Annotated in this window: 11 protein-coding genes and 1 riboswitch; of the genes, 3 read left to right on the top strand and 8 right to left on the bottom strand. The window is 51.3% G+C overall.

Annotated elements, in window-relative coordinates:
• Positions 1-305: 305 nt before the first annotated feature.
• Positions 306-501: riboswitch (cyclic di-AMP (ydaO/yuaA leader) on the top strand.
• A 165-nt stretch (positions 502-666) separates the two neighbouring features.
• Positions 667-2,493 carry an APC family permease gene (locus BMX45_RS11850; protein ID WP_090909856.1) on the top strand — a complete coding sequence of 609 codons (1,827 nt, stop codon included), beginning with the start codon at positions 667-669 and terminating at the stop codon, positions 2,491-2,493.
• Positions 2,494-2,630: 137 nt separating this feature from the next.
• Here the strand turns inward: BMX45_RS11850 and BMX45_RS11845 are convergent, their stop codons facing one another.
• The 5 genes from BMX45_RS11845 to BMX45_RS11825 all read right to left on the bottom strand — a co-directional run bounded on the left by BMX45_RS11845 (position 2,631) and on the right by BMX45_RS11825 (position 8,252).
• Positions 2,631-3,491, bottom strand: a complete 861-nt coding sequence (locus BMX45_RS11845; RefSeq protein ID WP_090909855.1) for a formate/nitrite transporter family protein — start codon at positions 3,489-3,491, stop codon at positions 2,631-2,633.
• Positions 3,492-3,950: 459 nt separating this feature from the next.
• Positions 3,951-5,198: an MFS transporter gene (locus tag BMX45_RS11840; RefSeq protein WP_090909854.1), complete on the bottom strand. Its 1,248-nt coding sequence runs from the start codon at positions 5,196-5,198 to the stop codon at positions 3,951-3,953.
• 116 nt (positions 5,199-5,314) lie between these two features.
• Positions 5,315-5,908: a TetR/AcrR family transcriptional regulator gene (locus BMX45_RS11835; RefSeq protein WP_090909853.1), complete on the bottom strand. Its 594-nt coding sequence runs from the start codon at positions 5,906-5,908 to the stop codon at positions 5,315-5,317.
• Between the two features lie 254 nt (positions 5,909-6,162).
• Positions 6,163-6,756 carry a DUF4352 domain-containing protein gene (locus BMX45_RS11830; protein ID WP_090909852.1) on the bottom strand — a complete coding sequence of 198 codons (594 nt, stop codon included), beginning with the start codon at positions 6,754-6,756 and terminating at the stop codon, positions 6,163-6,165.
• A 134-nt stretch (positions 6,757-6,890) separates the two neighbouring features.
• On the bottom strand, positions 6,891-8,252 hold the full coding sequence (locus tag BMX45_RS11825) for an FAD-dependent oxidoreductase (RefSeq protein WP_090909851.1): 1,362 nt from the start codon (positions 8,250-8,252) through the stop codon (positions 6,891-6,893).
• A gap of 426 nt (positions 8,253-8,678) precedes the next feature.
• Between BMX45_RS11825 and BMX45_RS11820 the strand changes: the two genes are divergently transcribed.
• Entirely contained in the window at positions 8,679-9,314 is a 636-nt protein-coding gene (locus BMX45_RS11820) for an SDR family oxidoreductase (RefSeq protein ID WP_090909850.1), read from the top strand.
• A 105-nt stretch (positions 9,315-9,419) separates the two neighbouring features.
• On the opposite strand, the gene BMX45_RS11815 is transcribed toward BMX45_RS11820, so the two are convergent.
• Positions 9,420-9,899, bottom strand: coding sequence for a glutathione peroxidase (locus BMX45_RS11815; RefSeq protein ID WP_090909849.1), 480 nt, complete (start codon positions 9,897-9,899; stop codon positions 9,420-9,422).
• 291 nt (positions 9,900-10,190) lie between these two features.
• Between BMX45_RS11815 and BMX45_RS11810 the strand changes: the two genes are divergently transcribed.
• A complete protein-coding gene (locus BMX45_RS11810) occupies positions 10,191-10,727 on the top strand; it encodes a hypothetical protein (RefSeq protein WP_090909994.1) in 537 nt (178 codons plus the stop codon).
• 25 nt (positions 10,728-10,752) lie between these two features.
• On the opposite strand, the gene BMX45_RS11805 is transcribed toward BMX45_RS11810, so the two are convergent.
• Both BMX45_RS11805 and BMX45_RS11800 read right to left on the bottom strand, forming a co-directional pair.
• Positions 10,753-12,006, bottom strand: a complete 1,254-nt coding sequence (locus tag BMX45_RS11805) for a hypothetical protein (RefSeq protein ID WP_090909848.1) — start codon at positions 12,004-12,006, stop codon at positions 10,753-10,755.
• A gap of 194 nt (positions 12,007-12,200) precedes the next feature.
• Positions 12,201-12,551: a DUF3243 domain-containing protein gene (locus tag BMX45_RS11800; RefSeq protein WP_090909847.1), complete on the bottom strand. Its 351-nt coding sequence runs from the start codon at positions 12,549-12,551 to the stop codon at positions 12,201-12,203.
• Between the last annotated feature and the right edge of the window lie 23 nt (positions 12,552-12,574).

The raw sequence follows: 12,574 nt of genomic DNA, 5'->3' as shown, positions 1-12,574 counted from the left end.
TGGACCACTCCCAAAAAAATTCGCCATGCCAGTGTCTCCTCCCCCGAGACCGGCATGGCGAATTTGTTTATATGGCATCCTCCCAGTGACCGATGTCCCCACACCTAAACCTCCATATTATAGAAACTCGTGATTTTCGCAGAAAACATGCAAAATAAAAAGCCTGTCAAAGCCAGGTCGTTATGTAAGCGCTTATCTGTCATTTTTTATAAATAATTCTGTTCGAATGATCGTTGAAGGATGTTTTACAAACGATTGGAGCAGGCGTAATATACTATTCAGCTTCGAAAACATTCTTCATATTCACATGACATTCGCTTAATTTCCATGATGGAAAGCGGGGGAACCAACCGTATGGAGGGATACCTATAGGATCCTTCATCCATACTATGGGGTGAATCCTGATTCATTCGCGTACGTACGCCGCGATGGAGTCAGGTAGGGCGACTCTCACCGCCCGAATCCGACAGCTAACCTCGTCAGCGTTGATCGGGAGGGTTGTGAACTTGTGATCAAACACAGGGTTCTAACCTGTGTTTTTTGTTTGCCAAAAATCAGCATAGGAATGGCGACCGTTCCTATGTCCAGCTCATAAAAAACACCGATAGAAGTCCGTTCAGTAAGCTTCTACCATGAACTTAATCTTAAGCGGCGGTGAAAACAACCATGTTATCCTCAATCAAGCGCTTCCTCATCGGAAGACCGCTTAAATCAACGGAATTAGGCGAACAAAAGCTGAATAAAACCAAGGCCCTGGCCATCCTATCATCCGATGCGTTATCGTCCGTGGCTTATGGCCCGGAACAAATCCTCATTGTGTTGATGACCGTCGGAGCAGCTGCCTATTGGTATTCCATACCGATTGCCGTCGGCGTCCTGGTCTTATTGCTGGCACTTATCCTGTCGTACAGACAAATTATTTTCTCCTATCCGCACGGCGGCGGCGCATATGTCGTGTCCAAACGGAATTTGGGCATGTACCCGGGGCTGGTGGCCGGCGGTTCCTTGCTCGTGGACTATATCCTGACGGTTGCGGTCAGCGTGTCGGCCGGGACGGATGCGATCACGTCGGCTTTTCCGGAATTGCACGCCTATAATCTGCCGATCTCCATCGTGTTCGTTCTATGCTTGACCGTATTGAATTTAAGAGGGGTCACGGAGTCGGCCTCCATATTGGCTTATCCGGTTTACCTGTTCGTCCTTGCGTTATTCATCCTGATCGGGGTGGGGATATTCAATATTGCCACAGGCCATGCATCTCCGGACCTTCACACGCCGATCGGCACGCCCGTAGCCGGGCTGAGCTTGTTCCTGCTCCTGCGCGCATTTGCCTCGGGCAGCTCCGCCCTGACCGGCGTGGAGGCGATTTCCAACGCCATTCCGAATTTCAAAGACCCGGCCCCGAATAACGCGGCCAAAACCTTGGTGGCGATGGGATCGCTGCTGGCCCTGTTATTTTCGGGCATCGTCTTCCTGGCTTATTACTATGGGGTCAGTCCCAGCGAACAAGTCACGGTCGTTTCCCAAATTGCCGAGCATACCTTCGGGCGAAATGCGCTTTATTACTTCATACAAGGGACAACGGCCTTAATTCTGATCCTCGCCGCCAACACCGGGTATTCCGCTTTTCCCCTGTTGGCCGTCAATCTGGCGAAGGATAAGTTCATTCCTAGAATGTTCACCGTCCGCGGCGACCGTCTGGGATATTCAAACGGAATCATTATTCTTGGATTTTTCTCCATTCTGCTGCTGCTGGCTTTCGAAGGCAAAACCGAGCATCTGATTCCGCTGTATGCCGTCGGCGTGTTTATCCCGTTTACCCTCTCCCAGACGGGGATGATGGTGAAATGGATCCGCGAAAAGCCCGAAGGCTGGATCGTCAAGCTGATCATTAACACCACCGGCGCATGCATCAGCTTTATCGTGACCATGATCTTTTTCTTTACGAAATTCGCCCAGGTGTGGACCGTCCTGATATTCCTGCCGCTGATCATCTGGATTTTCACCCGGATCCGCAAGCATTACGAGGCGGTAGCGGACCAGCTCCGGATTACGACCTGCGAGCCGGTTAAGCCGATTGAGGGGAATGTCATCATCCTGCCTGTGGCAGGAATCACGCATGTGGTGGAGAACTCGCTGAATTACGCCAAATCGCTGGGAGCGGGCCAAATCATCGCAGTGTACGTGCCGTTCGAGCGGGAGGAGGAAGTCGCCTTCCAGGAAAAATGGAAAAAGTGGCAGCCGGACATCCGGCTGGTGACGCTGCACTCGCCTTATCGGAGCATCATTCAGCCGCTGACGAAATTCATCGATACCGTGCAGCGCAAGGCAAGCGAATCCGACTATCAGGTTACCGTCGTCATTCCGCAGTTCATTCCCAAGAAGGGCTGGCATAATTTCCTGCACAATCAATCCAGCCTGCTCATCCGGGCACATCTCCTGTATCGGAGAGACGTGATCATTACGACGGTTCCCTACCACTTAAAAAAATAGCGGGCTTGTTCCCTGCCTGATTCATTACGGCAGCCTCGCCCATCACGACAAAAAAGCTGCGATCAACCGATGCCTTTCATCAAGGACGGTTGAACGCAGCTTTTTCTTTAAACCAAAAGCTCGCCAGGCTTCCGGCATCAGGAAACGTTCTGCGCCGAATGAACCTGTTGAGGGACGCCGGCCGATGGCACAGGCGTCTGCTCGCCGCGCGGAGCGGCTGCGGCCTGTTTCTCCTTCTTTAAATACACGGTTCCGTATGTCGCCCCCACAAATAACGCGCCGCCAACGAAATTGCCCAGCCATACCGGAATGAAGTTCATCAGATACGCGCCCCAGCTGTAATAGCCTTCAAAAATCGCGGCCGGGATGAGAAACATGTTAGCCACCACGTGCTGAAATCCGATGGCGACAAACGCCATGGTCGGAAACCAGATCCCAAGAATTTTCCCGCTCATCTGATCCGATCCGTAGGAGAGCCATACGGCGAGGGCTACGAGCCAGTTGCACCCGATGCCCGACAGGAATGCTTGCAGGAAGCTGTCGTCCAGCTTATGCCCCGCCATGTCCACCAGCTTCTCCAGGTAAACGCCGCTGCCTGTCAGACCGGTCACATGGCCGAAAAAGTAAGCGACGAATAACGCACCCAACATATTGCTGACCGTGACAAGCGCTAAATTCCGCATCATCTCCTTCGTGGAAATTCGCCTCTTGAATCTGGCCAAGGACACGGCCATCATGTTGCCCGTCAGCAGCTCCCCGCCTGCAAGCAGGACAAGAATCAGGCCGACGGGGAATACCGCCGCGCCTATAAAACCGGCAATCCCTCCCCATTCCGGAGACGCTCCGGCAATCACGCGTATGTCAAGCAAAAAGCCGAGCGCAATAAATGCCCCCGCAAGGAATCCTAATATCATCACGTTTATGGCGGAGTTATGCGCTTTTTTCACCCCGTTCTCCACGGTAATCTCCGCAATGCGCTCAGGTTTATGGTAAGCCATGGTCACTCCCTCATTTCTTCCGCATCCGCCTTGTTCTATCTATCCGAATGCAGCTCATGGTATTCGTGTTTCGTTACCAACATTGTAACGCAGCTTCTTTGGCAAGAACGTGAATTATATCACGATCGTGTCCGTCAGGGACGGACATGTGCAGATATGATGTTCGGTATGCCATATGCTGACCACGCTGCAGCGAATAACATGGATCGGATTCGGCGTGGCCATTTACGCGAGATATGGATATAGGCACAGCACCTTGTCCATGGGTGGAGCTTCGGATCAACTTTAGCGGGGTGACTGCCTTTCGCTTCCCTCGAGGAATCGCATATGCCGAAAAAGCGGCGCCCGGTTTTCTCCGCGGCACCGCTCTTTTGGATTGCTTTTACCAGCACGAAATTTGTTCGTGTTGGATACCATTCTGCCAGATTCGGCTTAAATGTATAGATTTTTACTCACCTGCTAGGCTTTGGCCGCAGTCTCTACCCTGACAGGCGCCTCCGTTTCCTGCACCGGCACCTTGGCGATCGGCAGCTTCATGCTGATGAACGACGAGAGCAGGAATAGCGCGCCTGCCGTAAAATACACCACGACAATGGAGGTGACCGACATATACCATCCCGTCAGCCCGGAGCCGATGAGCAGCATGCCGGTAAATATCGGCGTCATCACGCCGTTCAGCCGGCCAATGAATTTTTCCTCCACCTGCTGCATCATCACCGCCATCAGGACCGTCTGCGCCATGGCCATCAGCACCCCGGTGACAAAGCGCATCGAGCCGGTCAGGATCGGCCACTGGGACAGCACCTCGACAAAGGTCGAGAATCCAAGGAAGGCCAGCCCGGCAAACAGCAAGTAGGAGCCTTTCACTTTGCCCGCAATCACCGCTGCGATCACACCGCCGATCAACATGCCCAAGCCCTCAAGCGCGGTGAACCACTGGACGCTGGACATCTCCAGCTGGAGACGCTCGGTGATGACAAAGATGTCAAGCGGCTGTACGAGCCCGCTGCCCAGCGCCAACAAAACATAGACCACCAGCAGCACCTTCAACAGCCGGCTGGAACCGATGTAGGCGAAGCCTGCCTTCATGTCCTTCACGAAAGAACCGGCCGACTCCGAGTTCTTCGAAGGTTCGTCCACGGTGGAAGGCAGAAAGGCCAACACGATCGCCGAAGCGCCGAACAGAACCAGCAAGCTGATTAAAGAGGCCTGCAATCCAAGTGCCTGATAAATCGTCGTGCCTACCATAGGCCCCAAAATGATAAACAGCGACATCGAGGTCTGGGATAACGCCGTGGCCGCGGGCACATGCTCATCCGGCAAACACCGCTTGATGATCTTCATGGACGATGGCTGCGAGAATTGCGACACGACGGCCGAGACCAGCGTCACCGCAAACACGGCCTGCCAATATCCCGCATACACAACAAACAAAATAAGCAGAATGGATATGAAGCTTAAAATATCCCCCCATATCATCGTTCGCTTGGGACGCCAACGGTCAGCCAGTACGCCGCCAACCATGGAAATCACGAAGATCGGCGCGTATTCAATCACGGTCAGCAGCGATACGGCGACCGGGTCATGGTTGCTCTGCTCCATAATAAAGAACAACAGCGCCATGTTGCGGATCCAGATCCCGATATTTTGCATAAAATCAGATACCATCAACAGTACGAACGCGCGGTTGCCAAACAAATGCTTCATACTCCATCCCCCTGTTAAAACCGACCATTCAGTTTATTTATATTTGCGAAAACGCCCTCTCCTGAAAATCAAAAGAAGCGTTTTTCGATAGATAAAACCACACATTGTATCCTACGCTATGAACCTTCACCCGATAACACACCGTTCAAAAAGTACATCACGCTCTTGCGGTACAGCTGCCTCAATTCCTCCTGGGACCGTTCGAAGTACGAAACCGACAACCCGTCCAGCAGCGATCCGAAAATAACGGCTATTTCGTCGATATCCTCTGCCGCTATGCGTCCCTCGTCCGCTCCCTCTGCCAGAATTTCGCGGTAGAGCATACGCGGACCTTGCAGAATCGCCAGCATTTCGCCCACAATCGTCTTATTTTCCGGCTGGTTGATATAGAATTCCTCCGCGATTTTGGTAAGCGGATTCTGGAAGTCGTCGACCATGTGATCGGCGATCCCGTACAGCTTCTCCTCAAAGCTGGCGTAACCGGCCTTTTTGTCGTCCCAGGCTTCCATCCATTCCCGATTCTGCTTTGTCAGCAGCTTAACGAACAAATCTTCCTTGCTCTCAAAGTGATAATAGATGCTTCCCTTGCTGGCCCCCGTATACTTGACCAGTTCATCCATTGACGTTGCTGCATATCCGCGCTGGATGAACAGCTCCTTGGCTTTATCCAGAATCATATCCCGCTTTCGCTGCGCTTTTTCTGATGACATCGGTGTGAGCACTCCTTGCCTTGGATTTAAAAGTCCGCATCAATCAGCGGAAACTCGTGATCCGTAATAATAAGATCTATTCTATGGATGCACATCATCCCTCATTAAAAACCGACTGTACGGTTTAATCATACGGTAAACCTTCCTCCATGTAAAGGAAGTTCCTCTGATACAACGAAAAAAGGATTTTGCCGAAGCAAAATCCTTGCCCACCTCGCACAATCCAAAATAACAACATGCGAGTTATTATTGCATTATTCCAAGGCCCAAATGGCTCTTCCTTCTTTCATCGGATCGCCGTAACTCAGCTGCAGCCCCTGAACGTCCTGCTTCACCTCGTACGGAATCTCGCCCGTCAGCTCGCCGCCCGGAGGAATGGTGCCGTCCAGCATCTTCACGTCATCCGTAATTGGAACCGTATAGTTAAGATCGCTTGAATCCGTCATGGAAAAAGACAGTGCCGAAGAGATGACCAACGGCTCCTGACCGTTGTTCTTCACGGTAATGTCGACCACCTTAAACGTATGGCCGGGCTGGGGCTTCAAGTACTCGTCGCCTTCGGAATCGCGTACGCCGTTCAGCGTGATGACCGCGCCGTGGTAATCGACCGTATCGCCTACAGCGGCAGGCTCGTCGATCGGTTTCGTCTCTCCATCGGCAGGTTGACCCTCCTCTTGGGATGGTTCTGCCGGCGGATTCTCTTCCGCCGCCCCCGTCTGATCGGCTCCCTCGCTATCCACGACAGCCGGCGGAGTTTCTGCCGGCGGGTCCGCCTGATTGCTGGAACATGCAGCCGTTAGCAGCATGGAGAACAACACAGCCGAGACCAGCATTATTTTTTTATTCATACTTTATCCTACCTCCTGAAAGTCGATATCGATATGTCCGGATATTTTCCAATTCGCTGTCAAAATCCATATTCCTTCTAAAACAAGTAAAAAGACCCCCGAATAAGGGGGTCTTCGTCATTGCCTTGAATGAATTAAGCGTGTATCGGCGCTTTGGTCTCAACCGCCGGCAAAGCCTGCAAGCCGGCCGTGTTAAGGAAATTCCACGGCTTATTGTAATGCGGCTGGAAGAAGAAATCGATGAAGGCCAGCTGGTCGATCGTCATGCGGTTCTGGATGCACACGGACAAGGTGTTGATGGACTGCGTCATATCCGCCTTGGAGATCACCTGTGCACCGAGCATCCGGCGGCTTTCCTGTTCATACACCACTTTCAGCGTAACCTCCTCGAAGGTAGGCATGAACTCCGGACGATAATGGTCTGTAATCGTGACCGTATCCACCTTCAAACCTTCATCCTTGGCCGCTCCCTCGGTTAATCCCGTCGAGGCAATGTTGTGTTCGTATATTTTCAATCCGGACGTACCCTGGGTTCCCATATAAGGCGTTGTGGGCTGCACCAAATTCCGTGCAACAAGCGTACCCATCCGGACAGCGTTGGTCGCCAGCGGAATGTACATCATTTTACCCGTCGGGTTATAGAGCACCGAGCAGCAATCGCCCGCTGCATAGACATCCTGCTTGCTGCTTTGCATATATGCGTCCACGACGATGGCGCCGTTCTTCAGCATATCGACCTGCCCCTTCAACAGCTCCGTATTCGGTCGGAAGCCGATGCAGAGAATGACCAGATCCGTGTCGATTTCCCCTTTGTCGGTGATGACCTTATTCACCTTGCCATCCTGGCCTTGGAAGGACGTCACGGTCTGCCCCATGGCCATCTCGATTCCTTTTTCACGGAACGATTCCTCGATCTTGCCGCTGAACTCAGGATCCAGGTATTTGTTCAGAATCCGATCGGCACTGTCGATCAAAGTCACCTGCTTGCCGTTCTGTTGGAAGGCCTCCACCAGCTCCACGCCGATGTAACCAGCGCCGACAACGGTAATATGTTTCGCTCCTTGCGCTTTATCAATGATCGCGTTGGAATGATCGTAGTTTTTGCAGAGCAAAATATTATTCAAATCGATGCCTTCAAGCTTCGGTACGATCGGCCAGGATCCGGTGGTAACAATCAGTTTGTCATAGGTATCCTCAAACGTATCCTCCGTGGCCAGATTGCGGACCTTCAAGGTTTTCCGGTCCGTATCCACCGAGATGATCTCATGCTTCATCTTGGTTTCGACACCAAGCTCGTCGAGTTTCTGCGGCGAAGAATAGAACAACCCGTCCGGATCCTTCACAACGCCCCCGACGTAAAGCGCAATGCCGCACGACAAGAATGAGATGTTATCATTGCGTTCGTAAACGGTAATCTGTGCATCGGGATAAAGTTTGGCGGTATTCACGATGGCGGACGTTCCTGCATGGGTACAACCGATAACTGCAACTTTCATGGTTTTTCCTCCTCCAAGTATGAAGCTTTATATTGGTTTAAGATGATCATTTTTGCCTGGATTCATGCTTGGTAACGCTTGTTGAGCATGAACGGGTGACTGGTAGTTCTAATTGTGAATAATTTCACTTCATGACCTTATTATAATGTGATTTATTTCACAGTTCAATAGGCGAGTTGCGTTATTCACATATTGTTCATAATTTCACATAGTGGGAATGATGAATGATCTTGACTCCAAGATTAATGTCTTGATGCCACCGAATAAGGTGAAATCGAGAATACCGGTACGGGATCTGGGGAAGCTAAAAGAGGCCCGCTTGCCAACATTCTCGAGATACCGGAATAGGTTTTTCTTATTAATAACGGATTATTCCCTTTTTGAAACAATCGGCTACGGGTAATGATGTGCAGGAGGTGCTTTATCATGACAACCGTATTTGTTGCCGGAGCGCATGGTAATACCGGAAGACGGATCGCGAAGCTTCTCGCCGAGAAGGGGTATCAAGTCCGCGGCCTGATCCCGGATGAGATTCATAAACGGAAGATGGAGCAAGAGGGTGCCGAGGGAATTATCGGTGATTTGACGCAGTCTTATTCCGATGGTTTAAGGGACGTTGACGCCGTCATCTGCGCAGTTGGCGCCGGGGTAACGGAGGATCCGCAGGAGACGGATCATGTCGGCACCGTGAGGCTGATCGAACAATGCGTGCTTCTAGGAATCAATCGTTTCATTATGATTAGCTGCATGGAGACCAAGCACCCGGAGCACTTCTCCGAACTGAAGCCCTATTTGCTTGCCAAACATAAAGCCGAGACCATTCTTGAAGAAAGTACGCTGACTCACACGATCATAAGGGCCGGCGAGTTAACGGATGACGCTCCTGCCGGCCGGGTTCAGGCACATCCCGATCTCCGGGAAGCCGGATCCATATCCCGTCAAGATGTCGCTGAAGCAGCCGTGATGTGCCTCTCCACGCCAGAGACGGAACTTAAGGCGTTCGATCTGATTCTAGGCGATCATCCCATACAAGATGCCCTGAAGGGTCTTGCTTCGGGCTGAATGGACGAAATGGCGAGGAATTTCCCAAAAAAACAGGACTGTTTCTCCTCCGGGACTAATCCCCCGACGAAAACAGCCCTGTTATGTGCTCGTTACTTCCTGCCATTAACCCAGCAGGGATTCAATGGCGCCCTTCATGGATTCAGGCGATTCCTTCGGTTCAAACCGCTGAATCACCTTGCCTTCGCGGTCCACCAGGAACTTCGTAAAATTCCAAGCGATCTCTCCGCCTTCATTCGGTCCGGGCTGCTCCGATTTCAGATACTGAAATAACGGATGAGCATGCTCCCCATTCACGTCAATCTTCTGGAAAACCGGAAAGTTCACGCCATAGTTCAATTGACAGAACGATTCAGCCTCTTCGCTCGTACCCGGCTCCTGTCCGCCAAACTGATTGCACGGAAAGCCAAGAACCTGAAGCCCTTGCTGGCTGTATTGGTCATACAGCTGTTGAAGCTCTCCATATTGCGGCGTTAGGCCGCATTGGCTTGCCGTATTCGCGATGATCAAGACTTTGCCCGAATACTGATCGAGCGAGACTTCCTGCCCCTTGGTATTGGTTGCACGATATTCATAAACTGACATCCTCGAATCTCCTCTCCAGCTTGTATTGGAATGAACCGCTTGCTTACAAGCTTCTCAGCCTGGCCCATCTTCTTACATCATACCGAATATACGTCCCTAAACCAAATTTTCGGTTCCAATACCTCTACCCCGCCATCCGTAAATCCATTATGATAAACTTATATCCGCTTCAAGCAAGAGCTACATAGACTCATGACAGCTGTTTAGTCAGCAAGTCAACAGGGTAATGATTTAGGGTTTGGAAAATATTGCGTGATCCCGCATTTCAACAACAGTAAGCGAGGAAACGAAATGAAATTGTATCCCGAAATGTTTATATCCCCATGGCATCTCATCGTCGTTGTCCTGGCCCTGATTGCCTTCATCGGACTGATCAAAGGGGGGTATGATCGAAGGACCGTGCTTCGCAGCACAGGGCTGTCGACGCTGGTTTTCTATTTTGTTCTGACGATCCCCATTGGCCTGATCACCCAGGAATCGCTTTACAAAGAAGAAACGATGCTGACCGACCTGGATCAGAACTTTGAGGACAAGAAGGCCGATTCCCAGTTGCAGAGTTTGAAAGACTATGTCGTACTTCACGTTGGAGCCTATAAAAATGAGGATGATGCCGACATCGTCGTCTATGCCGGCAACTATCACGAAAGCCAAACGTTCAACGGTCATATTACCTTGTTCGTGTACGACAAGAACGATGAGGAAGTCTTCACCGAGATGTACAGGGACATCACCCTCGCCCCCGGCGAGAAGAAAAAACTGGACACCTCTTTTACCAGCCAGCCCATGGATACCTACAGGTACCGATACGAAACGCACCCCCAAATGTGAAGGGTGCGTTTCTTTCGCTTCCGTATCAGGTTGACAGCCGGTCTCCAGACTCGAACCCTGACTTATCGTTTTCCGTAAGAGGCTGGTACGACCCCGGCATCGGCGGAAGATTCTTCGCATCCCGCCCTTTGCGCACATACCGGATTCCCAAATAGAAGAGAGCCGCCACAGGCAGCGACAGCATGGCTATCGCAAGGAGCATGCTGGACATTTGGTAGGAAGGATCGGTCTCGATCTCCGAGAAGTCCAGAAACATAAACGATACAAAAGTAACCAGCGAGAACATGATGATCTGTAACCAGCGCATCCATTTCACCAGGAAGAAGAACAGGACCGCCGACAGCGCAACAAGAAGAACGGGGTACAGCGGCTGTTCCGGGTCCGCGTTACCCAGCTCCGCCTGTCGCGTCAGCCAAAAACCGACGGCGAACTGAACCGGGAAAACCAGCCAAGCAAGCAAACCGGTTCCACGAAAAGCCGATCTTCGCTTTTGCAGTGCTTCTTCGTATTCGAGGAGCTTCATTTCGTATTCCAGCTGATCCCGTTCTTCCTCCGTCAGCTCCCTGTCTTCCTCCTCGTTCTCCTGTACCAGCCGATCCAGATACGGACGGAATTGTCGCTCGATATTCCCGTCAAATTCGGCACGCTCTAAATCCTCGTCCTCGCGAAGCAATGACGCCACCGATTCATCCCCCAGATCTTGGATGATGACGGATGTCAGATATAAAGGAATCCCTCTTCTGCCGATGACCTCCAGCCAGCGGTTCGCCTCCATCGGATCCGTGAAAGGAACGGCGACTGCCCGTTCAGCCTGCCCTTCTCCAGCAACAAGGTACATGATGGGCATTAGCTCCGCCATAGGCACCGACTCGGTCATTTTGCTGTTCCTATAAGCATAACTGAATTGAAAAATATATCGCCCGTAATATATCGCCTTTATATCGCCAATCCGAAGGCTCCCCTTCAAGGAGTCTTTCGTTTCGATATTCCATCGCTCATATTCAATGTGGTCTTCGTATAACAAATACTCATCCAGATGCGTATTATTCCAGATATGCCCTTTCAGACTCTTGGATAGTCGAATCACCATGAAGATGCCGGCGGGTATAGCCGCCAGGCTCATCCACGTCCAGACATTGGCCCAGAGGTACAGCAGAATGAAAGGTCCCATCGTAAACGCCAGGCCCAGCAAAATGCCCAGCACATGCATTTCGAACGTAAGCACCCAATAAAAAGGCTGCATTTTGGGTTTTCTCTGCTCATGAATCACCAGAGACATTCAGGCAGCGCCTCCTCCTCTAATCTTTCGAAGTTACCCAACCCAACAGATGGAATAAAGACATTGGAGATCATATTATGTATAAAGCCTAATATCAAGCCCTTCATCCTATAGTTAAGTTAATCCCTGCCTTCGAACCAAAAAACCTTCCCCGGCAAGTCGGCCGGGGAAGGACTTCCATCTCACGCTTAGCCTTATTGATTCGTACGGTTTTGAGCCAGCTTAACCAGCAGATGAGCCAGCTGATGCTGCTCCGCTTGCGTTCCGACCTTCCATAACTCCTGAAGGAGCTTCTCCTCGGAATTGCGGGGCTCCTCGTTTGCGGCGAGGTAGCCGGCTACCTTCTCTGCCGCCTGCGCCAGCTGCTCTTCATTCAAACCAATGCTCTCGGCAAGCTGAATTCGTTTGCTCAAATAGGATTGAAAGGCATCGAAGTCAGCCAGGATCCGTTCCTTCTCCTTGTCGTCAATCCGGTCCATTGCGTCATTGACCTTACTCACATCCAGCTCACCGTTCTTGTTCACCACATGATTATGTTCAGACATGGTAACGCCTCCTTGTCATTGAC

Source organism: Paenibacillus sp. cl141a (genome assembly GCF_900109305.1).
Lineage (GTDB): Bacteria > Bacillota > Bacilli > Paenibacillales > Paenibacillaceae > Paenibacillus_AQ > Paenibacillus_AQ lautus_A.
Note: the sequence above shows the minus strand (reverse complement) of the source record. Positions and strands in the feature narration are given on the sequence as shown.

Coding starts and splice junctions, on each gene's coding strand:
- BMX45_RS11820 (WP_090909850.1), top strand. CDS start 8,679: ATGACAACCGTATTTGTTGCCGGAGCGCATGGTAATACCGGAAGACGG.
- BMX45_RS11845 (WP_090909855.1), bottom strand. CDS start 3,491: ATGGCTTACCATAAACCTGAGCGCATTGCGGAGATTACCGTGGAGAAC.
- BMX45_RS11825 (WP_090909851.1), bottom strand. CDS start 8,252: ATGAAAGTTGCAGTTATCGGTTGTACCCATGCAGGAACGTCCGCCATC.
- BMX45_RS11835 (WP_090909853.1), bottom strand. CDS start 5,908: ATGTCATCAGAAAAAGCGCAGCGAAAGCGGGATATGATTCTGGATAAA.
- BMX45_RS11850 (WP_090909856.1), top strand. CDS start 667: ATGTTATCCTCAATCAAGCGCTTCCTCATCGGAAGACCGCTTAAATCA.
- BMX45_RS11830 (WP_090909852.1), bottom strand. CDS start 6,756: ATGAATAAAAAAATAATGCTGGTCTCGGCTGTGTTGTTCTCCATGCTG.
- BMX45_RS11810 (WP_090909994.1), top strand. CDS start 10,191: ATGAAATTGTATCCCGAAATGTTTATATCCCCATGGCATCTCATCGTC.
- BMX45_RS11805 (WP_090909848.1), bottom strand. CDS start 12,006: ATGTCTCTGGTGATTCATGAGCAGAGAAAACCCAAAATGCAGCCTTTT.
- BMX45_RS11800 (WP_090909847.1), bottom strand. CDS start 12,551: ATGTCTGAACATAATCATGTGGTGAACAAGAACGGTGAGCTGGATGTG.
- BMX45_RS11815 (WP_090909849.1), bottom strand. CDS start 9,899: ATGTCAGTTTATGAATATCGTGCAACCAATACCAAGGGGCAGGAAGTC.
- BMX45_RS11840 (WP_090909854.1), bottom strand. CDS start 5,198: ATGAAGCATTTGTTTGGCAACCGCGCGTTCGTACTGTTGATGGTATCT.